The sequence below is a fragment of the Bradyrhizobium sp. Ec3.3 genome (assembly GCF_000472925.1).
Taxonomy (GTDB): Bacteria; Pseudomonadota; Alphaproteobacteria; order Rhizobiales; family Xanthobacteraceae; genus Bradyrhizobium.
Genome location: NZ_KI421479.1, coordinates 106,090 through 130,425, shown reverse-complemented (window position 1 = coordinate 130,425; position 24,336 = coordinate 106,090). Strand labels below are relative to the sequence as shown.

The window sequence follows — 24,336 nt, the reverse complement described above, 5'->3', positions numbered from 1 at the left end:
CGACGCGTGCTATTTGCTGAGCTTCGTGAGACCGGTCGGCGGTCCGTCCACGGCCGTCCAGCCACCATCAACGAACAACGTGCTGCCACTGACATAGCTTGCGGCATCCGAGGCGAGATAGGCCACCGCAGTTGCGACCTCGTCGGCACTGCTCCAGCGGTTGAAGACGGTGTGCCTGGCATAGAGATCATAGATGTCGGGACGCTGCTTGAACGGACCGGTCAGCGCTGTCTCGGCAATGCTCGGCGCAATCGCGTTGACACGGACGCCGGCATGGCCGACCTCGGAGGCAAAACCCTTCACCAGGAGGCCGATCGCCGCCTTGGTCGATCCGTAGATGCCAAGGCCCGGTTCGATGGTGACTGCGCGCACCGACGAACAGGCGATGATGCTGCCGCCCTTCTGGTCGACCATGATGCGGCCGAAGGCCTGGAAGAACCAGACGGTGCCCTTGACGTTCAGGTTGAGGACGCGGTCGAGATCCTCCTCGGTGTAATCGAGAATGGTCTTGCGGATGTTCAGCCCCGGCGTCGTCACAGCGATGTCGAGCCGCGGGAACTTCTGCATCACGGTCGTGGCCAGCGCATTGACATCCGCGGCGCTCGCAGCATCGCACGCAGCCGCTTCGGCCCAGCCGCCCTTGTCGCGAATGCCAGCGGCGGTCGCTTCCGCTGCGTCAAGCGCACGATCGGCGCAGATGACGCGGGCGCCGAGCCCGGCCAGCGCCTCGGCCGACGATCTGCCGATGCCGGATGCGGCGCCGAGCACGACCGCGGTCTTGCCGGTGAGATCGAAGAGCTTGCGATAGTCCGTCACAGACAGATTCTCCCTGTTGCTGCGACGCAAAATATCGCAAGGCCCGTACGCCGGCCAAGTGCCGGCGTACGCACGGCTGCTATCCCTTGTACCCCATCAGCAGGCGCGGCAGCCAAAGCGAGAAGGCGGGGACGTAGGTCACGAACATGAGCGCTGCGATCAGGGCTGCGTAGAACGGCAGGATGGTGCGCATCACCGCGCCCACGGAGATGCCGCCGATGGCGCAGCCCACGAATTGCGTCGTTCCAACCGGCGGGGTGTTCAGCCCCAGGGCGCAGTTGATCAGCATCAGCATGCCGAACTGCACCGGATCCATGCCCGCTTTCATCGCGATCGGCAGGAAGATCGGGGTGCAGATCAGGATGGTCGCCGCCATGTCCATGAAGGTGCCGAGCAAGAACAGGATGACATTGATGAGCAGAAAGATCATCCAGGGTTCCGAGGACACCTTGTTCATCATGTCGCCGGCGAGGTCGGCTACTTCATAGAGTCCCATCAGATACTGGAACATGGTGGAGACGCCGATCAGCAGCAGCACCACGCCCGTCGTCTTCACCGCCTTGGCCGCGGCCCGCAGGAAGTTCTGCAGGGTCATGGTACGGTAAATGAAGAAGGTCAGCAGGATCGTGTAAGTGACTGCGACGGCTGCGGATTCAGTTGCCGTGAAGACGCCGGACAGGATGCCGGCCAGGATGATGCCGACGATCAGAAGACCCGGCAGGGCGGCCGCGAACGAGCGGAAAACCTCGGCCCAGCCCGGAAACTTGCCGGCCGGATAGCCTCGCTTCACCGCGACTGCGTAGGCGGCAACCAGCATGCACGCCATCAGCACGAGCGCCGGCAAGATGCCGGCGGCGATCAGCGCGCCGATCGATACCTTGCCGCCGGCAGCCAGGGCATAGATGATCATGTTGTGGCTGGTCGGCATCAACGCTCCGACCAGCGAAGCGTGGGTGGTGACGTTGACAGCGTAGTCGGTGTCGAAACCTTCCTTTTTCATCATCGGGATCATCACCGCTCCCATCGCCGACACGTCGGCCACGGGCGAACCGGATACGCCGCCGAACAGCGTGCAGGCGACCACGTTCGACATGCCGAGCCCGCCGCGGATGTGCCCGACGAGGTTCTTGGCAAGCTGCACGATCTTGTCGGCGACGCCGCCATGCAGCATCAGTTCACCGCTGAAGACGAAGAACGGTATGGCGAGGAAGGAGAAGATGTTCATCCCCGACATCATCTGCTGGAAGATGACGGCAACCGGCAGGCCTTCGTAAAGGATGGTGCAAATCGCCGAGAGGCCGATCGCGAAGGCGACCGGCACGCCGAGGATGAGGAAGCCGAAGAAGGTGGCGCCGAGAATGATCAATTCCATGAGGGGACGACCTCTTCGCCGCGCAGGAGAGCAATGATGTGCTCGATTGAAAAGGAAACGATCAGGACGCCCGAGGCGATCAACGGCACGTAGCGGACGACCTCAGGAAGGCCGAGATTGGGAATCTTCACGGTTCCGACCGACGCCCCGAGTATCCAGCCGTTGTAGACCATCGCAATGCCGAACAAGGCCACCAGAACGTGGATCACCAGTTCGATCTTCTCTCGCAAATGATCCGGTAGCATCACCAGCAGACTGTCCATGCCGATATGTCCGGCATCGCGCACGCCGACGGCGGCGCCGATCAGCGTGACATACAGGATCAGAACCAGCGCGAGGTTCTCCGTCCAGGTCGGGCTGGAATTGAGCACGTAACGTCCGAACACCTGGTAGAACACGATGGTGACGATGACGAGCAGTCCGCTCACGGACAGATACATGCCCACGCGGGCGACGGTGGCATTGATCCGCGACAGCAAGCCGGTAGACGGGCGTGCCGCAGCGGCTTCCGGCTCGTGGCTTGCGACGTGTGGGTCTGTCATTCCCGCGTCTCCCTGCGAGGCTCCGGCGTCGCGGGTCGGCGACGCCGGAACCCGGGCGCTCTGTTCTTACTTCGTGTCCTGGATACGCTTGACGAGGCTCTGCAGCTTTTCGTCACCGGCGAACTTCGTGTACACCGGCTTCATCGCATCGACGAATTCCTGCTTGTTGGCGATCGTAACGACCTGGACGCCGGCCGCCTCGACGGTCTTGCGGGACGCCTGCTCGCGCTCGTCCCATAGCTTGCGCATGACGGGCACCGATTCCTTGGCCGCCTTGCGGATCATCGCCTGATCCTCCTTGCTCAGCGTGTCCCAGACCTTCTTGGACATCACGAGAACTTCGGGCGCCAGGGAGTGCTCAGTGACGTTGTAGAACTTGGCTGCCTCGAAATGGCGCGACGACTCATAAGACGGCCAGTTGTTCTCGGCAGCGTCCACCAGGCCGGTCTTGAGAGCAGTATAGACCTCGCCATACGGCATCGGCGTCGGGTTGGCCCCGAGGCTCTGGATCATGCCGACCCAAAGGTCGGATTGCTGGACGCGTATCTTCAAGCCCTTGAGGTCGGCGAGCGACTTGACCGGTGCCTTGACGGTGTAAATGGACCGCGCGCCGCTGTCGTAATAGGCAAGGCCGATCAATCCTGCAGGCTCCATGGCCGCCAGGATCTCATCGCCGATCGGCCCGTCGAGCACGTTACGCATATGCTGCGTGTCCCGGAAGACGAAGGGCAGGCACAACGCGACGGTTTCCGGCACGAAGTTGTTCAACGGCGATGCGTTGATCCGCATCATGTCGAGTGCGCCGATCTTGAGCTGCTCGATGGTGTCCTTCTCGGAGCCCAGGGCTCCATTGGGAAACACCTTCACGCCGAGCTTGCCGCCGCTCGCCGTCGCGAGCTGCTTGCCCATGAACTTGACGGCCTCGACAGTCGGATAATCGGCGGGGTGTACGTCGGCAGAGCGGAAATCGCGTGCGGTCGCCAGGGGCGCTGTGACCGCCAGGGCAACGGCGGCGATGATACCGGCTAGTGTCTTCATCTGGTCTTTCCTCCTCAATTGATTATGTCGTCGTTGCGCAGGTGCTGCGGGCCGCCTTAAGGCGCTCCCCTTCAGGGGTGAAGTCAAGCGTCACAAACGCACCACTTTGGTAGGATTTGAGCGACGGAGTCGAGGGAATCCAACCAATGTTTCCGCTTGCCCTGGAAAGTGCAACCGTCATCGCGCCCTCTCCGGCGGGGACCTGCGTGGCAGGTGCCGGCCTCCCTTCAATCGCGCCTCGCCATCGGCCAATGCCGGATGCGAGGTAACGATGCTCGTCGTATCCATGGATGTTCCTCTCGTTTTATGCTCGACCGCTATTGGTTGCGGCTTGGAGGTTCGGACGAGACGGTCGTCCCATTCCTATGCGAACGCGCTGCATCGGCGCGATGTCCGCCAATGTCGTGCCTAGGACGGGCAGCCTTCCGAGTCCAAGCCAAATCCGGCATCGATCAATGCAGGAGTTGCATCGATCGATCAGTCCCTTCAAGATGCTCCGAAGCAGAACGGGACATCTTGAGGGAACGGCCATGCCGCGGAAGCTGATCGACATTTCTGTGCCGTTGCAGAATGACGTGCCGGCCGACCCGCCCGGCAACCATCCGACGATCCAGTACATCGATCATCAGCAGGGCCTGCCGCGCATGCTGCAGTTCTTCGACGGGCTGAAGGCGGAGGATCTGCCTGATGGTCAGGGATGGGCGGTGGAGCAGGTATCGCTATCGACCCACAACGGCACGCATCTCGATGCGCCCTGGCACTTCCATCCCACCATGAATCGCGGCGAGCGCGCCTGGACCATCGACGAGGTGCCGCTGGAGTGGTGCCTGCAGCCCGGCGTGAAGCTCGACTTCCGCCACCTGCCGGACGGCTATGTGGCGACCGCGTACGACGTGGAGAAGGAGCTCGAGCGCATCGGGCACACGCTGTCGCCGCTGGAGATCGTCGTCGTCAACACCAGCGCCGGCGCGAAATTCGGGTGCGCCGACTACGTCAATTCAGGCAGCGGCATGGGCTATGAGGCCACGATGTATCTGCTCGAGCGCGGGGTGCGCCTGACCGGCACCGACGGCTGGAGCTGGGACGCGCCGTTCGTCCATACCGCGAAGAGATACGCCGAGACCGGGGATGCGAAGCTGATCTGGGAAGGCCACAAGGCGGGGCGTCACATCGGCTACTGCCATCTCGAGAAATTGCACAATCTGGAGAAGCTGCCGTCGACGGGCTTCACGGTCTCCTGCTTCCCCGTGAAGATCGAGCGCGCCTCGGCAGGCTGGACGCGGGCCGTCGCCATCATCGACGGCTGACACCGAACGTTGTCACTCGCCTTCGAGACCGCTTTCGGCGAGCTCGCGCAGCGCGTCGATGTCGAGCACGACGATGGCGCCATGCTCGAGGCGGACCCAGCTCCGCGCGGCCCAGGCCCGCAACTGCTTGTTGATGCTCTCGCGGGTCATGCCGACCATCTCGCTGATCTCCTGCTGGGTGATCGCGAGGGTTCCGCTGCCGGAGTCGAGCTTGCGCTCCTCGGTCAGGCCAAGCAGCGCGCTGGCGAGCCGTCCCGGCAGGTTCTGCAGGATTACCTGCTCGACCTGCTGGCTGGTCCAGCGCAGCCGGCCGCAGAGCAGCTCGATGAATTTCATCGCCAGTTCCGGCTGGCCCTTCACGAAGGGGAGGAAGTCCCGACGGTCGATGATGTAGAGCTCGCAATTGGTGTTGGCAGTCGCGTCCGCCGACCGCGGCGCACCATCGAGCACCGCGATCTCGCCAAAAATTTCTCCAGGACCGATCAAATTGAGAATGGCATTGCGGCCATCTGGCGAAGAAGAGGAAATCTTCACCGTTCCGGAGATGACCGCGAACAGATTGTTGCCGGGATCGCCCTTCGCCGCAATCATCGCGCCGCGCTTGACGGTGGTGTGCTTGGCGTAACGGCAGAGCTGATCGAGCGCCTCCGGCGACAGATCAGCGAAGATCGGATGCTTGCGCAGCACCGACAGTTTGTTGCCCGACGACTGCCGGGGATCGCTGGTCTTGTCCTGAGGCACGCCGCCGGACTCCTAAGACTGCGAGGTATTGGAGTTCCTGCGTAGTCAACGTTGCCGGGCTTTTCAACCGGAAACCATATATATGCACTTTTGGACAGGGGGCCAGGAAAGGGACCGCTCCCGCCGTCCAAAATTTGCATCCAGAAGCTGCATCGGCGCGATATTCGCGATGCTGAGTTGCGAATTAACCATGCCGCGGCGATGCACGGTCTTCGCCCCGCAGGGCTGGGATGGACGCTCGGCCGACTCAATTCCAGTCATGCCAATGCGGCTATGACCCCAGCCGCTTCAATGTTTGAGGGCTGTTTCGTTCGACTTGAGCTGGTTGGGCCTCGTTTGGCGGTCCGCCCACGCCAACACCGCCGCGAAAGCAACGAAGACGGTCACAACGGCAATGGTCATCAACAGCGCATCGGTCGGCACGGTGCCTCTCCCCTTTAGCTCTCATCAACCTGGGCATTATGCGCGGCGGCTGATCGCCGTCGTTGATCGCGATCAAAAATCAGCGATCAACATGGAAAGAGGTCTCTCAGGCTGCCGCCAGGGCCTCGGCGCGCGCCGGATCGAGCAGGCTGATACCGCCATGAATGATCTCGATCACGCCGACGCGCTCGAGCTTGGTGAAGGTGCGGCTGACCGTTTCGATGGTCAGTCCGAGATAGTCGGCGATGTCCTGGCGGCTCATTGGCAACGGCACCGTGTTCGACGGGCCGTTGAGCGGCATCAGGCGCTCGCGCCAGGTCAGGAAAAAGGTCGCGACCTTCTCCTCCGCCGAACGGCGTCCGAGCAGGACCATGTGGTCGCGGGCCTGGCTCAATTCGCGCACCGCGAGTTCGTTGATACGGCGCAGGAGATGCGGCCTCTCCTCGATGAAACGGCCGAAGGCGGCCTTGGCGAACTGGCAGACCGTCACGGGGCCGATCGCGTCCGCAGAGAAGTTGTGGCGACCGGAGACATTCATTCCGAGGAAGTCGCCCGGCAGCGCGAAACCGACGATTTGCCGCCGCCCATCCGGCAACAGCTTGTAAAGCCTCATCACGCCTTCGAGAAGGTTGTAGAAGGACGTCGTGATGTCTTCTTCGGAGAAGACCGTCTCGCCGGCGGTAAAATGCACGCGGCGTCCCAGATGCTCGAACTCCCTGAGTTCAGCCGCATCGAGCGAAGCGCAGACGCTGAACTCGCGTATCGAACACTCCTTGCAGAAGTGCCCGTTGGGTTCGATTGCAACCAGGGAAGACCTCATCCATCGCTCCAGCCAAGCGCCGCTCTCTTCGGCACTAAGCCGGGTCTGCCGCGCATCGGCATTTTACTGCCTTGTCACAAACGCAGTTGACCCAGATCAATTTTGCCGGGCGTCGCCTTCGTATTCTCTGTGCCGCGCCCTTCGAGACCAATCCTTCCATGCTGCAATTCGCGCTTCGTCAGATCCTGATCGCGCTTCTTTTGGCGACGCCAGCCCTCGCCGCCTCCAAGCCCGAGCAACGCGGCGAGGCCTACGCGCGCGCCAATTGCGCGCGCTGCCATGCCATCGACCGCAGGTCGGAAAGCCCGCTGAAGATTGCCCCGCCATTCAGGACGTTGCATCAACGCTACCCGATCGAGACGCTCGGAGAAGCGCTCGCGGAGGGCATCTACACCGGCCACGCCGACATGCCCGCCTTCGAGCTCGATCCCGACCAGATCCACGATCTCCTGTCTTATCTGAAGACGCTGGAATAGCGGCTGCTAGACCGACTGCACGGTCCAGCCGATCAGCTCCTTGGCGATCCGCGCAAACGCGGCGTTGAAGGCCTCGACCGCGGCAGCCGGCTCGATCTTGTCGAGCTTCTCGCTCGCCTCCAGCAGGCGCGAGGCGATCACCTTGCCGTTCTTGTCGACGATCCTCGCCGAAAGGCCGATCTCGGCAACCGGGTCACCGTCCGTCGCAATCCGGAAGCGCCTGATGTCGATCAGGAGTTGATGGTCCGCCTGACCGATGTCGCTCGTCCGCAACGGGGCGTGCGCGATGTCGTAATTCTCGAAACTGTCAATGAGCCTCGCCTGCAGAAGCTTGGGAATGCTGTCGGCCCAGAGGAACTCGGCAAAGCCGGGATAGTCACCGGTCGGCGAGAACAGCATCCGCTGTGTCTGCAACATCGCGACCGCGGTCGGCTCGGGAATCGCAAGCTGCTCCGAAAGCATCTTGCCCACAGCACCGATATCTTGCGGGGCGCGGAGATCATAGGTGATCTTCTGGGCGGGAGCACCACCGCCTGTCATCTTCTCCAATCCCGCGACAATGCCGTCGAGCTTGCCGGTGTTGCGCGCAAGCCCTTCCGAGAAGGTCTTGAAATTGGCGATCGTATCCTTGAGCGGACCAGAGTTCTCTTCCAGCACCGAATCCACCCGGCGCAGAGCATCGCGCGCCGCCTGGGTCATGCTCTGTCCGGCACCGGCATCGGCGATCAGCACCGGCATCTCGCCCGGCTTTGCGACGATCATGCCGCCTTCCAGCGCCACCACCGGAACGCCAGTCAGACCCTGGAAATCGAGCCCGACCTTGGTGTCGGCGCGTACCGGCGTGACGGAGGCAACCGAGATCGTCGCATTGACGAAGCGCGGATTGTCCGGCGTCAGCGCGAGCGCGGTGACCTCGCCGACGCGGATGCCGTTGAACAGCACGCCGGCGCCGACCAGAAGGCCCGGTACCGGTCCCTGGAACTGCACGTGGTAGCTCGTGCGCGGCCCGATGCCGCCGGTGTTGTTCAGCCAGTAGATGAAGCCGAAGACCGCGAGAATCGCAGCCATCACGAAGGCGCCGATCAGGACGTAGGGAGCGCGGGTTTCCATGTCTCATCTCATTTGGGGTTGCAGCATCTGGGAGCGCTTGCCATGGAAATAGGCTCGCACCCAGGGATGCTCGGATTGAAGCAGCTCGCGCATCGGCCCGATGGCCGCGATCTTTCCGTCTGCGAGCGCCGCGACACGGTCGCAGACGGTCGTAAGACTGGCGAGATCATGGGTGACCATGAATACGGTGAGCCCCAACGTCTTCTGGAGCGTCTTGATCAAGGCATCGAAATCGCCGGCCGCGATCGGGTCGAGGCCGGAGGTCGGCTCGTCCAGGAACAGGATCGGCGGGTCGAGTGCCAGAGCGCGCGCCAGCGCCACGCGTTTGGTCATGCCGCCGGATAGTTCTGCCGGATATTTGTCGCCGTCCTGTGGCCGCAACCCAACCATCTCGAGCTTTGCGGTCGCGATCTCGTCCATCAATTCCTGCGACAGGACGAGATTTTCGCGGAGCGGAAACTGGATGTTCTGCCGCACCGTCAGCGACGAGAACAGCGCACCCTGCTGAAACAAGATGCCCCATTGGTTCGCGACGCTCTGGGTGCTGCGGTCGTGCGTGGCGCCGATCGGCTGCCCCATCACGTCGATATCACCGCTCCGGCGTGGGATCAGGCCGATGATGGTGCGCATGAGCACCGACTTGCCGCCGCCGGATGCGCCAACCAGCCCGAGGATCTCGCCGCGGCGGACATCGAGCGAGAGATGATCGAGCACGATCTGGCGGCCGAATCCGACCACGAGATCGCGGACGCGAATCGCGAACTCCTGAGAAGCATCAGCCATCGTCACATTCCGATCGAGGCAAAGAAGATCGCAAACAGGCCGTCGAGCACGATGACGAGGAAGATCGACTTCACAACTGAGGTCGTCGTCTGCTTGCCCAGCGACTCGGCGCTGCCCTTCACCCGCAATCCCTCGCTGCAGGCAACAATGCCGATCACCAGCGCCATGAATGGCGCCTTGAGGATGCCGACCTCGAAATGGGTGATCGAGATCGCCTCATGCAACCGCGCAAGATAGATCGCCGGCCCCATGTCACCGTAGAACTGCGCGACGAGGCCGCCGCCATAGAGCGCGGCAATCGATCCGATGAAGGCCAGGATCGGCAGCGCGATGACGAGCGCCATCACGCGCGGAAGGATCAGCACGTCGACCGGATCGAGCCCCATGGTCGAGAGCGCATCGATCTCCTCGCGCATCTTCATCGAGCCGAGCTCGGCGGTATAGGCGCTGCCCGAGCGCCCGGCGACCATGATGGCGACGATCAGGACGCCTAGCTCGCGCAGCACCAGAATGCCGACCATGTCGACGGTATATGACTCGGCGCCGAACCTGCGGAAATGAAAAAAGCCCTGCTGCGCGATGATCGCGCCGATCAGGAAGGTGATCAGCATGATGATCGGGATCGCCTGCCAGCCGATGCGGTAGAGCTGGTAGACCAGCGAGGTCAGCCGCAACGATCGCGGCCGCCGCACGACGCCGATCAACGCCATGAACAGCGCGCCCAGCATTTGCAGAAAGATCGCGATGTCTTCCCGCGCACCAACCGTCGCCCTGCCGAGATCGTTCAACCGCAGCAAAGCCGGGTTGGGTATCGGCGCGGGCGCCGGATTGTGGCGATTGACCTGACGAACCTCATCCATGAGGCCGCTGTAATTGTCGGCAACGCCGACGATCTCGGCGGCGCTGCCCGTCGACGGGCTCCGGCGGGACAGCTTCTCCAGCAGCCACGCACCGAGCGTGTCGAGCTCGCTAACCTCGCTCATGTCCAGCTTCACGGCCTTCGACCGATCGACGTCGGCCTTCACCGATTGCGACAGCGATTCGAGCTTGATGACATTGGCTGCGGTCCACGGCCCGGCCGGCCGCAGCTCGAGCACATCGCCGGACGGCATCGCCGCCAACAGGGGTTCAGCGTTCAAGATCACATCCTCCTCGGGACGACCGGTCCCAAGCTAGCATGCGTTTCTAGGCCGGCGCATGGCAGCGCGCTTGACCTGCCTCAAACAGACCATTCTGTCATTCCGGAGCCCGAGCGGAGCGAGGGAGCCCGGAAATCCATCGGGCCGCAGAAGACGTGGGTGACTGGATTCTCAGATGCGCAATTGCGCATCATAGCTCGCGACTTCGTCGCGCTCCGGAATGACATCCAGTGAACCAGACGTCAGAGACGCCGCACTAGAGTTTCAGCCGTACGTCGCAGATATCAGGCTCGACCGGGTCCGGCTTCACTTCGAAGCCGAGCTGTCGGCACATGTCGAGCATCACGATGTTCTCCTGCAGCACATCGCCCGATATGACCTTCAGTCCTTCCGTCCTCGCATATTCGATAATCAGCTGCATCAGGACCCATCCGAGTCCCCTGCCCTTCAGGTCGGACCGCAGCAGGATAGCGTACTCTCCGTTCTCATAGATCGAGTCCGAATGGATGCGGACCACGCCGACCATGTCGCCCGTCGCCTCGTCGAAGGCGATGAAGGCCATGGCGCGGGCATAGTCGAGCTGGGTCAGACGCGCGATGAACTGATGGGTGAACTCCTTCATTGGCGCGAAGAAGCGCAGGCGGAGGTCGTGCGGCGTCACATGCCGTAGGAATTCGTGAATGGTCGGCTCGTCCTCGGGACGCATCGGCCGCACGAAGATGCGCCAGCCCTCCTTGAGCTCGAGGTGGCGCTCCCATTGCGACGGATAGGCGCGGACGGCAAAATTGCCGGGCCCTGAGCCCGCGAACTTTCGCTGCGGCGCCCCGACGGCGATGCGCGCATCGACCGCCGTCACCCCGGTTTCATCCGCAAGCAGCGGATTGATGTCCAGTTCGCGGATCTCGGGAATGTCAGCGGACATCTGCGCGAGCTTGACCAGCACCATGGCGACCGCGTCCTGCTTGACCGCCGGCACGTCGCGATAGGCGCGCAGCAGGCGCGAGACGCGGGTGAGCTCGATCAGATCTCGAGCGAGCTGCAGATCGAGCGGCGGCAGCGCCAACGCCTTGTCATTGATGATCTCGACCGCGGTACCGCCCCGCCCGAAGACGACGACGGTGCCGAAGGTCGGATCGTCGGCAAGTCCGAGGATGATCTCGCGCGCCTTCGCCTTCACGACCATGGCTTGCACGATGACGCCTGAAATACGCGCCTCGGGCCGCAGCTTCCTCGCCCGGGCCAGAATGTCCGCGGCGGCCGCACGCACGGCGTCGGGCGTGGTCAGATTGAGGACGACGCCGCCGACGTCGGACTTGTGCACGATGTCGCGTGACAGGATCTTGAGCACGACGGTCGCGCCTTGTGCGAACATCTCCTTGGCATAGGCAACCGCCTGCTCGACGTCGGCGGCCGCATAGGTCGGCACCATGGTGATATCGTAGGCCCCGAGCAGCCGCTTGATCTCGACCGGCTCGAGCCATTTGCGACCGTCGGCGATGGCGGCCCTCACGATCTCTCTGGCAGCCTCAACGTCGGGCGCAAACGTGTCGGGCATCGCCGGCGGCACCTGCGTGAGCTCCTCGACCAGCTCGCGATGTCGCACCAGGTGCATGAAGCCGCGCACCGCATCGTCCTCCGTCGGGTAGTTGGGAATGCCGGCGCTTGAGAGCGTCTCGACGATCGTCTGGTCAGCCCCGACCCAGGCAGCGAGTACCGGCTTGGCCCAGCTGCGATGCTGCTCGCGGTATTTCTTGAGGAGCTCGGTGACCGTGGTCGCGATTTCGGAAGCGGACGCGATCGCGGTCTGGACGTTGAGAACCAGCACGGCGTCGTTGCCGGGATCGGCGAGCAGCACCTCGAGCGCTGCCGCATAGCGCGCGGCATCGGCATCGCCGACGATATCGACGGGATTTGCACCCGACCAGGTCGGCGGCAGCACCGCGTCGAGATTCTGTCGCGTCTCCGGCGTCATGGGCGCGGGAATGCCGCCGAGTTCGACGAGGCGATCGACCGCGAGAACGCCGATACCGCCGCCATTGGTGAGAATAGCGAGCCGCTTTCCGCTCGGCGATTCGACGCGCCCGAGCGTCTCCGCACAGTCGAACAGCTCGCGCAAATCGGACACGCGCAGGATGCCGGCACGGCGGAACGCCGCGTCGTAAACGGCATCTGCGCCGGCAAGCGCACCGGTATGCGTCGCGGCCGCGCGCGCGCCTTGCGCCATGCGGCCGGACTTCACGACGACCACCGGCTTCACCCGCGCCGCGGCGCGCGCCGCCGACATGAATTTCCGCGCGTCCTTGATGGCCTCGATATAGAGCAGGATCGCGCGCGTCTTGTGGTCGAGCGCGAAGTAGTCGAGGAGATCGGCGATATCCACGTCGAGCTGGTCGCCGATCGAGACGATCCCGGAGAAGCCGACGCCGCGCTGCGCTGCCCAATCCACCATGCCGGCGGCGATCGCGCCCGACTGCGAAATCAGCGCCAGGCTTCCTGCACCGGGCATATGCGCGGAGAAGCTCGCGTTCAGGCTCACGCCGGGCATCATGATCCCCAGGCAATTGGGACCGATCAGCCGCATGCCGTACCTTTGGGCCGCGAGGAGCGCCGCCTCTTCAAGGGATCCCGGCCTATGCCCGAGGCCCGCGGTCACGATCAGCGCGCCCGCCGAGCCGCGGCGACCGGCCTGCTCGATGATGCCGGGAACCTCGCTCGCCGGCGCGGTAATTGCAACCAGCTCCGGCACGAATGGCAGCTTGTCGAGACTGTCCACGGCGGGAACGCCGGCGATCTCGGCATAGCGCGAGTTCACCAGCCCCAGTTCGCCCGCAAAGCGCGCCTTGCGGATGTTTTCCAGAACCGCACGACCCACCGACACGTGGCGCGGGCTGGCTCCGACGAGCGCCACCGATCGGGGCGACAGCAAATTCCTCAGACGATAGGTCGACATGTCGCAATCATTCACTCGGCGCCAGGCCACGTGCTTGGAACCCGGCCATGACGGATGGCTGAAGCACCTAAAGCGCGATGAGATTGGTATGAAACGTCATCGCGCCTTAGGTTGTTGCTTGAGTATGATCTTTTCGGAAAACCGTTTCACTTCTCCGGATCATGCTCAGTGCGACATCATAACCCAACAGGGTGGCTCGCCGATGACGGTCTTGGTCACGCCGCCCCAGACGATCTCGTTCAGGCGGGAATGGTGGTAGGCCCCCATGACGATCGCATCGATGGCGTGCTCACGTGCCCAGCTTCCGAGCACCTTGCCGATCGAGCTGCCGTCGATCCTGACGGTTTCAAAGGACGCAGTGACTCCGTGCTCCCTGAGATGGTCGACGAGGCCCGCCCCGGATTTCCTGACGTCGTCGGTCGCGTCATCCGTCACCGTGATGATCCGAACCGAGGTAGCCGCCTGGAGGATCGGCAGGGCATCGCCGACGGCTCGCGCCGCGGGCGCGGAACGGTCCCACGCGATCATGATGTTCTCGAATTCAACCCGCAGCTTGTCGGCATGCGCTTCGGGACATAGCCAAAGAGGCCGCCCGGATTCGAAAATCAACTGCTCGATCAGGCGTTCCGAACGGCTGTCGTTCCCCTTGACCGGGACCAGCGTGAGATCGCTGTAACGCGCGCGCTCCGCCACCGCCGACGCAATCGTCTCCGCCTCCAATTTGTGCAACTGGCCGTCGGCCCGAACGTTCAAGCGGGATGCCGCAGTCCTGAATGCATTCAGCAGGTCCTGGACTCCCGTCACACTGCGCACGGCATGAGCCTCCGCTGCATTGTCCAGGTCCGACGAGATCACCACCTTCGGCCGGACGAGAATATCCTCCTCCACGGCGAACGCAGTGATCTTCGCACCGAGATTGGCGGCTGCCGCCACGCATGTCTCGATCGCGGCCAGTGCCGGCTTACTCGGTTCACCAACAAGCGGCAGAAAGACGTCCTTGATGGGCATCGGAATTCTCCTCTGTCGGTCAAGATATACCGCCTCCCCGCCCGCCCCTTGATCCTCGTCAAGGCCAAGGGCGGTCCGGCAAGCCGACGACTTGATGGGCGTCAAGGACTTGCCGTGTTCACACGCTAGGATCGCTATGATCTCTGCGATGGGTTCGGGAGAGACTGATGCGTGCGATGGTGCTGCCCGGCCCACGAGCGCGGCTGCGGATGGATGAACGGGCCGATCCGATCCCCGGCGACGGCCAGATCCGGGTGAAGGTCAGTGCCTGCGGCGTCTGCCGTACGGACCTTCATGTGGTTGACGGCGAGCTGCCTGACATCCGTTATCCGATTGTCCCCGGTCATGAGATCGTCGGCCGCATCGATCTCATCGGGCCCGTCGTGACCACGCATCGGCTAGGGGATCGCGTCGGCATCCCCTGGCTCGGCTACACCTGCGGCACCTGCCGGTTCTGCCGCGAAGGCATGGAAAATCTCTGCGATCATCCGTTGTTCACGGGCTGCACGCGCGACGGTGGCTACGCGACGCATGCCATTGCCGATGCACGCTACGCATTTCCGCTTGGCGAGGATGGCGACGATGTCGCGATCGCGCCGCTGCTATGCGCGGGCCTGATCGGCTGGCGCTCGCTTGTGATGGCAGGACACGCGAAAAGGCTCGGGATCTATGGCTTCGGAGCCGCTGGCCACATCGTCGCCCAGGTCGCAGTTTGGCAGGGGCGCTCTGTCTACGGCTTTACGCGCCGCGGCGACATTGCGGCACAGGATTTTGCGCGCAAGCTCGGCGCCGTCTGGGCTGGGGCATCGGACGAGCTGCCTGATGCCCCACTCGATGCTGCCGTCATCTACGCACCTGCCGGCGAGCTCGTGCCGGCCGCCTTGCGTGCGGTCCGCAAAGGCGGCCGCGTGGTTTGCGCCGGCATTCACATGAGCGACATTCCGAGCTTCCCCTACAACCTGCTCTGGGAGGAACGGCAGCTGCTTTCAGTCGCCAACCTGACGCGCCAGGATGGATTGGATTTTCTGAAAATTGCGCCGCAGGCCGGCGTCCGGACCGAGACGACCGTCTTTGCGTTGAACGAGGCCAACGAGGTTCTGGACAGACTGCGGGGCGGGCAGATCCTGGGAGCGGCCGTGCTGCGGCCTTGACGATATCAGCACATGACGCCCTCACACCCAGACACTTCGACCCAAGAGCGGATCTTCGCATTCCTAACCGATCCGAGGACGCATCCGGGCGTCACGCGGATCGATACGCATGCGGCCTCGGTTTTTCTCGACGGCAACCGCGCACTGAAGATCAAGCGAGCGGTCCGCTTTCCCTTCCTCGACTATTCGACGCTGGAGAAGAGAAAGGCAGCCTGCGAGGAGGAAATCAGAATCAACCAACCGCTGGCGCCGCAGATCTACCGGCGCGTGGTCGCGATCACGGAGGAGCGTGACGGCTCGCTAAGGATTGAAGGAGAAGGTCCGGCAATCGAGTTCGCCGTGGAGATGATCCGCTTCGACGAAAACCGGACGCTGGATCATCTCGCACAAGCCGGCCCACTGGATCCGCATCTCGCGACAGGCATCGCCGATGCGATCGCAGCCTCGCACGCGATCGCAGCGCGCGTCGAGGCACCTCGCTGGATCGGAAAGATCCCGGCGCTGATCGACGGAAATAGTGAGGGTCTGCGGCGCGGCGGCCATGTCTCGACGACCGAGATCGACGAATTGGCACGGGCTTCACACGACGCATTCGTGCGCGTTCGTGAGCTACTCGAGGATCGTGGACGCCGGGGCTTCGTGCGACGCTGCCACGGCGATCTGCATCTGGGAAACATCGTGCTGATGGACAATCAGCCAACGCTGTTCGACGCGATCGAGTTCGATCCGGAGATGGCTTCGATCGACGTTCTCTATGACCTTGGTTTCACGCTGATGGACCTGCTGCACTATGAGCAGCAGTCGGCAGCAAATATGGTCTTCAATCGCTACCTCGTCACGACGGAAGCCGAAAACGCCGACGCGCTTGGCGCGCTTCCTCTATTCATGTCCATCCGCGCAGCGATCCGCGCCCAGGTGCTGCTCGCGAAGCTGGCACGGCCTCACGCCGATCAGACCGGGATCATCGAAGATGCGCGTCGCTACTTTCGCCTGGCCCAGGCGCTGATCAGTCCCCCGGCTCCCCGCTTGATCGCGGTCGGTGGCCTTTCGGGGACTGGAAAATCGCTGCTCGCGCGCATGCTCGCTCCCCTCGTCCTGCCACAGCCGGGTGCCGTCGTGCTGCGCAGCGACGTCGTGCGAAAACAGCTGTTCGGGGTCCAGGAAACAGACCGGCTGCCGCAATCTGCCTATCATCCCGACGTCACCGCGCGGGTCTATGATGCCCTGGCCGAGCGCGCGCGGCGCGTTCTGGCACAGGGGCATTCGGTCATCGTCGATGCGGTCTTTGCGCAGCAGTCCGAGCGGAGCGAGGTGGCTGCATTGGCGCGGGCGTGCAACGTCCCTCTGAGTGGGTTCTTCCTGGTTGCGGACCTGGCAACGCGCCAGGCGCGTATCGGCAGCCGGCGGGACGACGCATCAGACGCAACGCGAGAGGTTGCCGAGCTTCAGGAGCGCTATAATATCGGCGACCTGGACTGGAGGATCATCGACGCCTCAGGAACACCAGAGCAGACGCGCGACCGTTGCCGGACGGGGATGGCGGGGGACAGGTAAGCAGGACGATGGCGCGACGCACCACGACACCGGAGGCCCCCGCCCGCGTCAAGCCGGCATCGGCACGGAGCACCTCGCCGGCCCGCCTCAGTGCCGGAATGGCCTGCGATACCGCATTTCGAATCGTAGCCCGTCGTCACCTCAATGCGGTCATGGCCCAGCACGAGGGAACATGCAGCGGCGATCCCGACGCCCTGCATCAGATTCGCATCGCGCTCACGCATCTTCGCACCGCCATCCCTTTCTTTTCTCCCATGGTCGACGACACCGTGCGGCCGGTCGTCTGGACCGAGCTGAAATGGCTGCACAGGCAACTCGGCATGGTGCGCGATCTCGATGTCGCGATCGAGCGAATTGTCGCTGCCAGCGGCGAAGAACTCGCCCTGATTGCCCAGCTTCAGTTGTGGCAGGAGAAACGGGCCGAAAGCCATCGTATTCTGGCGCGAGCGCTGCAATCGGCCCGCTGTCGCCGCCTCATCGAGCAGACATCCGGCTGGATCGAGAGCGGGCCCTGGTCAACCAGACGAACCAAGGAGGCCATCAGATTGCGCCGGGCTTCGCTCGCCGAACACGCCGCGCAGCAGCTGGCGGCGTGGGAAAGGATCCTTCTGAAGAAGTCGCGCAAGCTCGACGAGCTCGGCGTGAAGAAGCGGCATCGCTTGCGGCTTCGCAACAAGCGACTGACCTACGCGATCGAGTCCCTCGAAGACCTGTTCGTCGATGAGTCGCTTGAGAAGCAGAAGGCCATTCTCAAACAGTTGCGCCGGGCACAACGCAGCCTTGGGCAGCTCAACGACGACGCAAGAGGCCGTGCGCTTGCCAGGGCGCTCAATGGTGAGGGGTCGGCCGTCAGCCTCCACTTCCTCGGTCGCAAGCGCGAGAAGAAACTGCTGCAGACGGCGGCGACCGCCTATAGGAAACTCGACAAGGCGAAGCCTTTTCGAGCCTCCGGATTGACGCTCGGCACGGAGCCTGCCGACTAGGTCAGGACGTAGTCGCCAGGCGCATCCGGCAGATGGTCGACATTGCCGAGCCCTATACGAGGCGGTTCGCAGAGGTCGCCGGACCGCGCGAGGAGCCATCTGGTCCATTCCGGCCACCACGACCCCTCGACACGCGGCGCGATTTCGACCCATTCGTCACGCCCGACATAGGGCGCGTCTGCCGCCTTGGTCATCACCTGATAGCTGTGCCCGGGCTCGCCAGGCGGCGCAACGATGCCGGCGTTGTGGCCGCCGCTGGCCAAGAGGAAGGTCACGTCGGCATCGACCTGATAGTGAATCTTGTAGACCGATCGCCAGGGCGCCACGTGATCCCTCAGCGTGCCGACCACGAACATCGGCGCGTGAATATCCGACAATGCGATGTTGCGCCCGTCGACGTGATAGCGTCCCTCCGCCAGATCGTTGTCGAGGAACAGCTGACGCAGATATTCCGAATGCATCCGATATGGCAGACGCGTGGCATCTGCATTCCAGGCCATCAGATCGCTCGGCGGCGCGCGCTCGCCCAGCAGATAGTCGTGGGACAGCCGCGACCAGATCAGATCGTTCGAGCGCAGAAGCTGAAAGGCGCCGGCCATCTGCGTGGTGTCGAGATAGCCGCGCTCCCACATCATGTCCTCGAGGAATGCGACCTGGCTCTCGTTGGTGAACAGCGTCAGCTCGCCCGCTTCGGTAAAATCCGTTTGCGCGGCCAGCAATGTGATGGACTTCAAGCGATTGTCACCGTCGCGCGCCATCGCGGCGGCGGTGATCGACAGCAGGGTTCCCCCAAGGCAGTAGCCGAGAGCATGGACCTTCCGGCGCGGCTGAATGCACGCGATCGCATCAAGCGCTGCCTTCACACCCAGCTTCCGATAATCGTCGAAGGCAACGTCGCGGTCGCCGGCGCCTGGATTGCGCCACGAGATCGCGAACACGGTAAAGCCCTCGCCGGTGAGATACTTCACCAGTGAATTCTGTGGCGACAGATCGAGGATATAGTACTTCATGATCCAGGCCGGAACGATCAGCACCGGTTCGGGCCGGACCTTCTCGGTGGTCGGGTGATACTGGATCAACTCCATCAATTCGTTGCGGTAGACCACCTTTCCCGCCGAGGCCGCCACCGTCTTGCCGACAGCGAACTGGCCATCACCGGCCAACTTGTTGGCGGAACGCATCCGCAGAAAGTCGCTCCACCAATTCTGCCAGCCAAACACGAAATTCTGGCCGCCACTCCGAAAGGCCCTTTGCAGCACTTCAGGATTGGTCGCGACGAAGTTCGACGGCGCCAGCATGTCGAGAAACTGGCGCACGGAGAACTCCACGACGGCCTCGTTGGCGGGTGCCACACCTCGAACGCCGGTCGTCGCCTTGTGCCACCACTGCTCGCTCAGCAGAAACGCCTGAGCCAGCAGGTTGAATGGCGGGCTTTCCCATTCGGGCCTGGCGAAGCGACGATCCTGAGCCTGCGGTTTGATTACGGACCACGGGTCCTGATCGGGTTTTGGCGCATGTGCTGCGGCCTGGAGCAGCCGGCCCGCATCTCGAACAGCATCCTTCGCAATCTCCATCTGTCGCTGCGGCGCGGCCACAAGGTGCGAGGCCCAATCGAGATAGGCGAGCGACAGGGCGATGGGCGAGATGCCGCCGGTCAGCCGCGCCAGCATCGCATGCAAGGCTCGGTCAACCGGATAGGAGTCCGCCGACGGGATTGGGCCAGCGGCCACCGCTTCGGGCTTTTTTTCGGGGCTTGTGGCCTCAGTGCCTGCTGGCACGTCGGCAATCAGATCGGCCACTGGAGCGGGCTCCTCGGCCCGCCGGAGCAGAGAGGTCTTTCTGGCGCTCATGGCTCGCATTTCGTCCGTATTTCCGGCTTCGGGCTCAATCGCGAGACGCAACATTGAGGAGGCCGGTGGTGGTCGCGATCACTCTGTCGCCGTGCTTGAAAATCCGATCGCAGTCGCGCCGGATGAAATCGATCTGATGCTGACCGCATTCGGCGCTGAGCGTTCTCCAGTCCTTGACAGAGTGCGAGCCCGCGAGCTTTGAGATGAACTCTGCGAACAAATGCGTCTCGGTCTGCGTGCGGTCCAGGAGCTCGTTGGCGACGAAGACAATCTCGTCGAGGAACAGCCGTTGCGCGCTGAACATGAGATCGAACGTGCGCTGGTTTGCCTCCGCGACCCGCCGGGCGGGATCCGACACCAGCTTCTCGGGCGCAAAATCTTGCAGTTTGGCGAGTTCGCTCAAGGTGACCTCCTGGCTCGCTCTGGGACTTCCAGGTTCCAGAATATGACCATGGGCCTTGCGCACCTTGAGCTGCATCAAGCGCGGCCGCGCCCCCTGACCCATTGACCTGCGTCAAACCGCCAAGTTCCGCCTGCACTAGGCTCGCGACATCGAATTCTTGCCAAGGATTCTTGCCAAGAACAGGCCAAGAATTCTGCCAGGACATGCGGAGTTATGCCATGCGCGCCCACCAGATCATGACCCGGTCGGTCATCTCGGTCACGCCCGACACCACCATCGTCGAAGCCGCGAACATCATGCTGAAACGCCATGTCAGCGGTCTTCCGGTGGTCGACGAAACCGGCAAGCTGGTCGGCGTCGTGTCGGAGGGCGACTTCATCCGGCGCAGCGAGATCGGAACCCAGCGCAAGCGCGGCCGCTGGCTGAAATTCATCCTTGGCCCCGGCCAATCGGCCAGCGATTTCGTTCAGGAACACGGCCGCAAGGTTTCCGAAGTGATGACGACGTCACCGGTGACCATCACCGAGGATACGGCACTTGCCGAGATCGTCGACATCTTGGAGCAGAACAACATCAAGCGCCTGCCCGTGGTACGCGGCGACAAGGTCGTCGGTCTCGTCTCTCGCGCCAACCTGCTCCAGGCTGTCGCTAGCCTTGCCCGCCAGGTGCCCGATCCCACGGCGGACGACGATCACATTCGCAGCCGCATCATTGACGCGATGGAAAAGAACGACTGGTGCCCGTTCGGACTGAACGTCATCGTCAGCGACGGCATCGTACACTTGAGCGGCGTCATCACGGACGAGAGCGCACGCCGGGCGGCAATCGTCCTGACCGAGAACATCGATGGCGTGAAGAAAGTGCACGACCATCTGTGCTGGGTCGACACGATCTCCGGCGTCTATCTGAACTCACCGGAGGACGACGATCTCGCCAAGGCGAGCTGATCGGTGCATCAGCGCGGGATCACGGCGGTGGCTTCGATTTCGACGCGCGCCGCCTTCTCCACCAGCCTGACGACCTGCACCAGCGCCATTGCCGGATAGTGCGCGCCAAGAATCTCCCGGTAAATCTGGCCAAGCGCCTTCAGGTTGGCCAGGTACTCGTCCATATCAACGACATACCAGGTGAGACGCACGAGGTGCTCGGGCCGCGCGCCACCTTCCGCAAGAATCGCCGCGATGTTGCTCAACGTCTGACGAACCTGCGCGACAAAGCCATCCGCAAGGCGCTCTTCCGCGTCCCAGCCGATCACGCCGCCGGTGACGACGATGCGTCCTTCCGCGGCCACGCCGTTGGCATAGCCCTTCGGCATCGGCCATCCGGAGGGCTGCAGGATCCGGGTCGGAGGTGCATCTTCCCTGATCGGCAGCGTTGCGAGCTGCGGGCTCTTCGGCGTCGTTGCAGACAATCGTCCATTCCTCTCTTATTTGGTGTCGACGCCAGGCGACGAAGCCGCCGCCAGCGCCATCTGCCGCAAGGCAAAGCGCTTCAACTTGCCGGTCTCGGTCTTCGGCAACTGCGTCACGAACTCGATCGCGCGCGGATACTTGTAAGGCGCGATCTCGCGCTTGACGTGCTCCTGCAGATCGGTCGCAAGCCGCGTGTCCGGCACGACGCCGGGGGCGAGGATCACATACGCCTTCACGATCATGCCGCGCGCCTCATCGGGGGCCCCTACGACGCCGCATTCGGCGACCGCCGGATGCGTCAGAAGAGCAGCCTCGACGTCGGTACCGGCGATGTTGTAGCCGGCCGAAACGATCATGTCGTCGGAGCGCGACTGGTACCAAAAGTACCCGTCGGCATCCATCACATAGGTGTCGCCGGTGATGTTCCAGCCATTGTGGACATATTTGCGCTGCCGCTCGTCGGCAAGGTAGCGGCATCCGGTCGGCCCGCGGACCGCGAGGCGCCCCATCGTGCCTGATGGCACGTCGTTGCCGTCATCATCGACGATCTTCGCCTCGTAGCCCGGCACCGGCTTGCCGGTGGCGCCAGGGCGAATCTCCTCTTCCGTCGCGCTGATGAAGATGTGCAGCAATTCGGTCGAGCCGATGCCGTCCATCAGTTTGATGCCCGTTGCGTTCAGCCAGGCGTCGAATGTCGGCTTGGGCAAGGTCTCACCAGCGGACACGCATTTGCGCAAGGACGAGATGTCGCGGCCTGCGATCTTGCCGAGCATCGCGCGGTACGCAGTCGGCGCCGTGAAGCAGACGGTGGTCTTGTAGCGCTCGATGGCCGCAAGAAAATCGTCCGGCGTGGTCTTCTCCAGAACGACGAAGGACGCGCCGATATGCATCGGGAACAACACGCCGCCGAAGCCAAAGGTAAAGGCGAGCGGCGCCGATCCGATGAAACGATCGTCCTGCTTCGCCCGCAGGATGTTGCGTGCATAGCCGTCACAGACTGCCAGCATATCCCTATGGAAATGCATCGTGCCCTTGGGGTCGCCGGTCGTACCCGACGTGAAGGCGATCAGGCAAACATCGTCGGACGCCGTGTCGACCGCCTCGAACTCGGGGCTTGCGTCTGCGGTCAGCGCTTCCAGCGAGTCCGCAGCGCCTGTGCCCCAGTAGACGACGTGCTTCAACCCCGGCGCTGCCGCTTTCGCCTTCTCCATTTCGTCGGATAGCTTGCCGTCGCACAGCGCCAGCGTGATCTCGGCTTTCTGAATTGGATACAGAAGCTCCTTGGCACGCAACAAGGGCATGGTCGCAACCACGATGCCGCCGGCCTTGATGACCGCAAGATATGTGGCGACCATCATTGGATTGTTCGCCGAGCGGAGCAGGACACGTCCGCCGGTCACCAGGCCAAGCTTGCCAACCAGCACATTGGCAATGCGGTTCACGAGCCGTTGCAGCTCGCGATAGCTGTAGCTGACGGAAGGACTGATCGAGCATGGCGCATCGCCATGCCCCTCTTCGACCCAGCGATCAAGGAAGTAACTGACGCAGTTCAATCGCGGCGGATATTGCAGCTCCGGCCGCGTGAAGATGAACTCGGGCCATAGATCGCGGGGCGGCAGATGTTGCAAGGCAAAGGTGTCGGCGTGAGCCGTTCCAGCCCTGCCGGCATATGAGCCCGGAAGTTGCACCTTGGCGGCGTTAGCCATCGCACGCTCCTTTCAGCTTGGAGAGCACCCGGCAGCACTATCTGGAAATCATTTTAGGCTTAAAATAATTTGGCGCAATAGCAGATTTTGGACAACGCGTGCTTTTTCTGACGGCAGGGGGGAGCGATCGCTGCGGAACAGGCTACGCTTTGCGGCGCGAGGTGGATTTCTGGGCCGAGGCCTTGGTCTTGGCCAGGAGGCGCATCAATTCACGCACGTCCTTTGGCGTGAGATCGGCAAAGACGTCGGCAATCCAGGTCTCGTGTTCCGCGGCCATCCTGCGAAACTCGGCGCGGCCGAGCTTCGTCAGCCGGATGACCTGGACGCGGCGGTCGGTGTCGGAGGTGCGGCGGTCGAGGTGCCCGGATTCCACGAGACGTTCGACGAGCCCCGTGACATTGCCGTTGGAGACCATCATGCGCTTGGAGACGTCGGACAAGGTCATGCCGTCCGGCGCCTTGTCGAGTTGCGCCATCAGATCAAAGCGAGGCAATGTGACGTCGAACCGCTCCCGCAGGCGGCTGCGCACCTCACCCTCGATCAGGGTCGTGCAGGTCAGCAGACGCAGCCACAGCCGAAGCTCTTCGGCATGGTCTTCCGGAAGTTCGACAGCCTTGGTCTCGGAATCGAGCATCGTGGTGCGGTCACTATGTCACAGCACTGGCGGCGGAAGCGAGCCAACGGTCGTTTTGAGCTTCAAGTAATTTCCGCCCCACCGCAAGCCCAAAACGCGCCGAACAACCCGTGCGGAC

Annotated in this window: 23 protein-coding genes; 6 read left to right on the top strand and 17 right to left on the bottom strand. The window is 63.1% G+C overall.

Annotated elements, in window-relative coordinates:
• Positions 1–9 precede the first annotated feature (9 nt).
• The 4 genes from YUU_RS0147930 to YUU_RS0147915 form a co-directional block, all read right to left on the bottom strand.
• Positions 10–816, bottom strand: coding sequence for an SDR family NAD(P)-dependent oxidoreductase (locus YUU_RS0147930; protein ID WP_027528480.1), 807 nt, complete (start codon positions 814–816; stop codon positions 10–12).
• Positions 817–895: 79 nt separating this feature from the next.
• Positions 896–2,188 carry a TRAP transporter large permease gene (locus YUU_RS0147925; RefSeq protein WP_027528479.1) on the bottom strand — a complete coding sequence of 431 codons (1,293 nt, stop codon included), beginning with the start codon at positions 2,186–2,188 and terminating at the stop codon, positions 896–898.
• Positions 2,179–2,730: a TRAP transporter small permease gene (locus YUU_RS0147920; protein ID WP_027528478.1), complete on the bottom strand. Its 552-nt coding sequence runs from the start codon at positions 2,728–2,730 to the stop codon at positions 2,179–2,181. Before YUU_RS0147920 ends, YUU_RS0147925 begins: the two co-directional genes overlap by 10 nt.
• A 66-nt stretch (positions 2,731–2,796) precedes the next feature.
• Positions 2,797–3,768, bottom strand: a complete 972-nt coding sequence (locus tag YUU_RS0147915; protein ID WP_027528477.1) for a TRAP transporter substrate-binding protein — start codon at positions 3,766–3,768, stop codon at positions 2,797–2,799.
• Between the two features lie 530 nt (positions 3,769–4,298).
• On the opposite strand from YUU_RS0147915, the gene YUU_RS0147910 reads away from it, so the two are divergent.
• Positions 4,299–5,075, top strand: coding sequence for a cyclase family protein (locus YUU_RS0147910; RefSeq protein WP_027528476.1), 777 nt, complete (start codon positions 4,299–4,301; stop codon positions 5,073–5,075).
• 12 nt (positions 5,076–5,087) lie between these two features.
• Here the strand turns inward: YUU_RS0147910 and YUU_RS0147905 are convergent, their stop codons facing one another.
• The 3 genes from YUU_RS0147905 to YUU_RS0147895 form a co-directional block, all read right to left on the bottom strand.
• On the bottom strand, positions 5,088–5,816 hold the full coding sequence (locus tag YUU_RS0147905) for a Crp/Fnr family transcriptional regulator (protein WP_027528475.1): 729 nt from the start codon (positions 5,814–5,816) through the stop codon (positions 5,088–5,090).
• A gap of 288 nt (positions 5,817–6,104) precedes the next feature.
• Positions 6,105–6,239 carry a hypothetical protein gene (locus YUU_RS62560; RefSeq protein WP_256375347.1) on the bottom strand — a complete coding sequence of 45 codons (135 nt, stop codon included), beginning with the start codon at positions 6,237–6,239 and terminating at the stop codon, positions 6,105–6,107.
• A gap of 106 nt (positions 6,240–6,345) precedes the next feature.
• Positions 6,346–7,059 carry a Crp/Fnr family transcriptional regulator gene (locus tag YUU_RS0147895; RefSeq protein WP_027528474.1) on the bottom strand — a complete coding sequence of 238 codons (714 nt, stop codon included), beginning with the start codon at positions 7,057–7,059 and terminating at the stop codon, positions 6,346–6,348.
• A gap of 158 nt (positions 7,060–7,217) precedes the next feature.
• Between YUU_RS0147895 and YUU_RS0147890 the strand changes: the two genes are divergently transcribed.
• Positions 7,218–7,535, top strand: a complete 318-nt coding sequence (locus YUU_RS0147890; RefSeq protein ID WP_027528473.1) for a cytochrome c — start codon at positions 7,218–7,220, stop codon at positions 7,533–7,535.
• A 6-nt stretch (positions 7,536–7,541) separates the two neighbouring features.
• Here YUU_RS0147890 and YUU_RS0147885 read toward each other — a convergent pair whose 3' ends face one another.
• From YUU_RS0147885 to YUU_RS0147865, 5 genes are all read right to left on the bottom strand, one after another.
• Positions 7,542–8,645 carry an MlaD family protein gene (locus tag YUU_RS0147885; protein ID WP_027528472.1) on the bottom strand — a complete coding sequence of 368 codons (1,104 nt, stop codon included), beginning with the start codon at positions 8,643–8,645 and terminating at the stop codon, positions 7,542–7,544.
• Positions 8,646–8,648: 3 nt separating this feature from the next.
• Positions 8,649–9,428, bottom strand: a complete 780-nt coding sequence (locus YUU_RS0147880) for an ABC transporter ATP-binding protein (RefSeq protein WP_027528471.1) — start codon at positions 9,426–9,428, stop codon at positions 8,649–8,651.
• 2 nt (positions 9,429–9,430) lie between these two features.
• Positions 9,431–10,567 carry an ABC transporter permease gene (locus YUU_RS0147875; protein ID WP_027528470.1) on the bottom strand — a complete coding sequence of 379 codons (1,137 nt, stop codon included), beginning with the start codon at positions 10,565–10,567 and terminating at the stop codon, positions 9,431–9,433.
• A gap of 256 nt (positions 10,568–10,823) precedes the next feature.
• Positions 10,824–13,517, bottom strand: a complete 2,694-nt coding sequence (locus YUU_RS0147870) for a bifunctional acetate--CoA ligase family protein/GNAT family N-acetyltransferase (protein ID WP_027528469.1) — start codon at positions 13,515–13,517, stop codon at positions 10,824–10,826.
• Positions 13,518–13,682: 165 nt separating this feature from the next.
• Positions 13,683–14,525 (bottom strand): universal stress protein, encoded by an 843-nt coding sequence (locus YUU_RS0147865; protein WP_027528468.1) that lies wholly within the window; start codon positions 14,523–14,525, stop codon positions 13,683–13,685.
• Positions 14,526–14,692: 167 nt separating this feature from the next.
• On the opposite strand from YUU_RS0147865, the gene YUU_RS0147860 reads away from it, so the two are divergent.
• Genes YUU_RS0147860 through YUU_RS0147850 form a run of 3 tightly spaced genes read left to right on the top strand, consistent with a single transcriptional unit; the run spans position 14,693 to position 18,213 of the window.
• The gene (locus tag YUU_RS0147860) at positions 14,693–15,676 is read left to right on the top strand and encodes a zinc-dependent alcohol dehydrogenase family protein (protein ID WP_027528467.1); all 984 of its coding nucleotides are present in this window, start codon (positions 14,693–14,695) and stop codon (positions 15,674–15,676) included.
• A gap of 12 nt (positions 15,677–15,688) precedes the next feature.
• Complete coding sequence (locus YUU_RS0147855; protein WP_027528466.1) at positions 15,689–17,230, top strand: bifunctional aminoglycoside phosphotransferase/ATP-binding protein; 1,542 nt, start codon at positions 15,689–15,691, stop codon at positions 17,228–17,230.
• Positions 17,231–17,238: 8 nt separating this feature from the next.
• Positions 17,239–18,213 (top strand): CHAD domain-containing protein, encoded by a 975-nt coding sequence (locus YUU_RS0147850; protein ID WP_027528465.1) that lies wholly within the window; start codon positions 17,239–17,241, stop codon positions 18,211–18,213.
• Here the strand turns inward: YUU_RS0147850 and YUU_RS0147845 are convergent.
• Both YUU_RS0147845 and YUU_RS0147840 read right to left on the bottom strand, forming a co-directional pair.
• Positions 18,210–20,063 carry an alpha/beta hydrolase gene (locus tag YUU_RS0147845; protein ID WP_027528464.1) on the bottom strand — a complete coding sequence of 618 codons (1,854 nt, stop codon included), beginning with the start codon at positions 20,061–20,063 and terminating at the stop codon, positions 18,210–18,212. The genes YUU_RS0147850 and YUU_RS0147845 overlap by 4 nt on opposite strands.
• 34 nt (positions 20,064–20,097) lie before the next feature.
• Complete coding sequence (locus YUU_RS0147840) at positions 20,098–20,466, bottom strand: hypothetical protein (protein WP_027528463.1); 369 nt, start codon at positions 20,464–20,466, stop codon at positions 20,098–20,100.
• Between the two features lie 218 nt (positions 20,467–20,684).
• Here YUU_RS0147840 and YUU_RS0147835 point away from each other — a divergent pair, with 218 nt between their 5' ends.
• The gene (locus YUU_RS0147835) at positions 20,685–21,413 is read left to right on the top strand and encodes a CBS domain-containing protein (protein ID WP_027528462.1); all 729 of its coding nucleotides are present in this window, start codon (positions 20,685–20,687) and stop codon (positions 21,411–21,413) included.
• An 8-nt stretch (positions 21,414–21,421) separates the two neighbouring features.
• Here the strand turns inward: YUU_RS0147835 and YUU_RS0147830 are convergent, their stop codons facing one another.
• The 3 genes from YUU_RS0147830 to YUU_RS0147820 all read right to left on the bottom strand — a co-directional run bounded on the left by YUU_RS0147830 (position 21,422) and on the right by YUU_RS0147820 (position 24,218).
• On the bottom strand, positions 21,422–21,877 hold the full coding sequence (locus tag YUU_RS0147830; RefSeq protein ID WP_027528461.1) for a RidA family protein: 456 nt from the start codon (positions 21,875–21,877) through the stop codon (positions 21,422–21,424).
• A 15-nt stretch (positions 21,878–21,892) separates the two neighbouring features.
• Complete coding sequence (locus YUU_RS0147825) at positions 21,893–23,584, bottom strand: benzoate-CoA ligase family protein (RefSeq protein ID WP_027528460.1); 1,692 nt, start codon at positions 23,582–23,584, stop codon at positions 21,893–21,895.
• A gap of 142 nt (positions 23,585–23,726) precedes the next feature.
• Complete coding sequence (locus YUU_RS0147820; RefSeq protein WP_027528459.1) at positions 23,727–24,218, bottom strand: MarR family winged helix-turn-helix transcriptional regulator; 492 nt, start codon at positions 24,216–24,218, stop codon at positions 23,727–23,729.
• Positions 24,219–24,336 lie beyond the last annotated feature (118 nt).

Coding starts and splice junctions, on each gene's coding strand:
- YUU_RS0147885 (WP_027528472.1), bottom strand. CDS start 8,645: ATGGAAACCCGCGCTCCCTACGTCCTGATCGGCGCCTTCGTGATGGCT.
- YUU_RS0147860 (WP_027528467.1), top strand. CDS start 14,693: ATGCGTGCGATGGTGCTGCCCGGCCCACGAGCGCGGCTGCGGATGGAT.
- YUU_RS0147835 (WP_027528462.1), top strand. CDS start 20,685: ATGCGCGCCCACCAGATCATGACCCGGTCGGTCATCTCGGTCACGCCC.
- YUU_RS0147895 (WP_027528474.1), bottom strand. CDS start 7,059: ATGAGGTCTTCCCTGGTTGCAATCGAACCCAACGGGCACTTCTGCAAG.
- YUU_RS0147850 (WP_027528465.1), top strand. CDS start 17,239: ATGGCGCGACGCACCACGACACCGGAGGCCCCCGCCCGCGTCAAGCCG.
- YUU_RS0147865 (WP_027528468.1), bottom strand. CDS start 14,525: ATGCCCATCAAGGACGTCTTTCTGCCGCTTGTTGGTGAACCGAGTAAG.
- YUU_RS0147820 (WP_027528459.1), bottom strand. CDS start 24,218: ATGCTCGATTCCGAGACCAAGGCTGTCGAACTTCCGGAAGACCATGCC.
- YUU_RS0147915 (WP_027528477.1), bottom strand. CDS start 3,768: ATGAAGACACTAGCCGGTATCATCGCCGCCGTTGCCCTGGCGGTCACA.
- YUU_RS0147845 (WP_027528464.1), bottom strand. CDS start 20,063: ATGAGCGCCAGAAAGACCTCTCTGCTCCGGCGGGCCGAGGAGCCCGCT.
- YUU_RS0147925 (WP_027528479.1), bottom strand. CDS start 2,188: ATGGAATTGATCATTCTCGGCGCCACCTTCTTCGGCTTCCTCATCCTC.
- YUU_RS0147890 (WP_027528473.1), top strand. CDS start 7,218: ATGCTGCAATTCGCGCTTCGTCAGATCCTGATCGCGCTTCTTTTGGCG.
- YUU_RS0147920 (WP_027528478.1), bottom strand. CDS start 2,730: ATGACAGACCCACACGTCGCAAGCCACGAGCCGGAAGCCGCTGCGGCA.
- YUU_RS0147855 (WP_027528466.1), top strand. CDS start 15,689: ATGACGCCCTCACACCCAGACACTTCGACCCAAGAGCGGATCTTCGCA.
- YUU_RS0147910 (WP_027528476.1), top strand. CDS start 4,299: ATGCCGCGGAAGCTGATCGACATTTCTGTGCCGTTGCAGAATGACGTG.
- YUU_RS0147825 (WP_027528460.1), bottom strand. CDS start 23,584: ATGGCTAACGCCGCCAAGGTGCAACTTCCGGGCTCATATGCCGGCAGG.
- YUU_RS0147880 (WP_027528471.1), bottom strand. CDS start 9,428: ATGGCTGATGCTTCTCAGGAGTTCGCGATTCGCGTCCGCGATCTCGTG.
- YUU_RS0147870 (WP_027528469.1), bottom strand. CDS start 13,517: ATGTCGACCTATCGTCTGAGGAATTTGCTGTCGCCCCGATCGGTGGCG.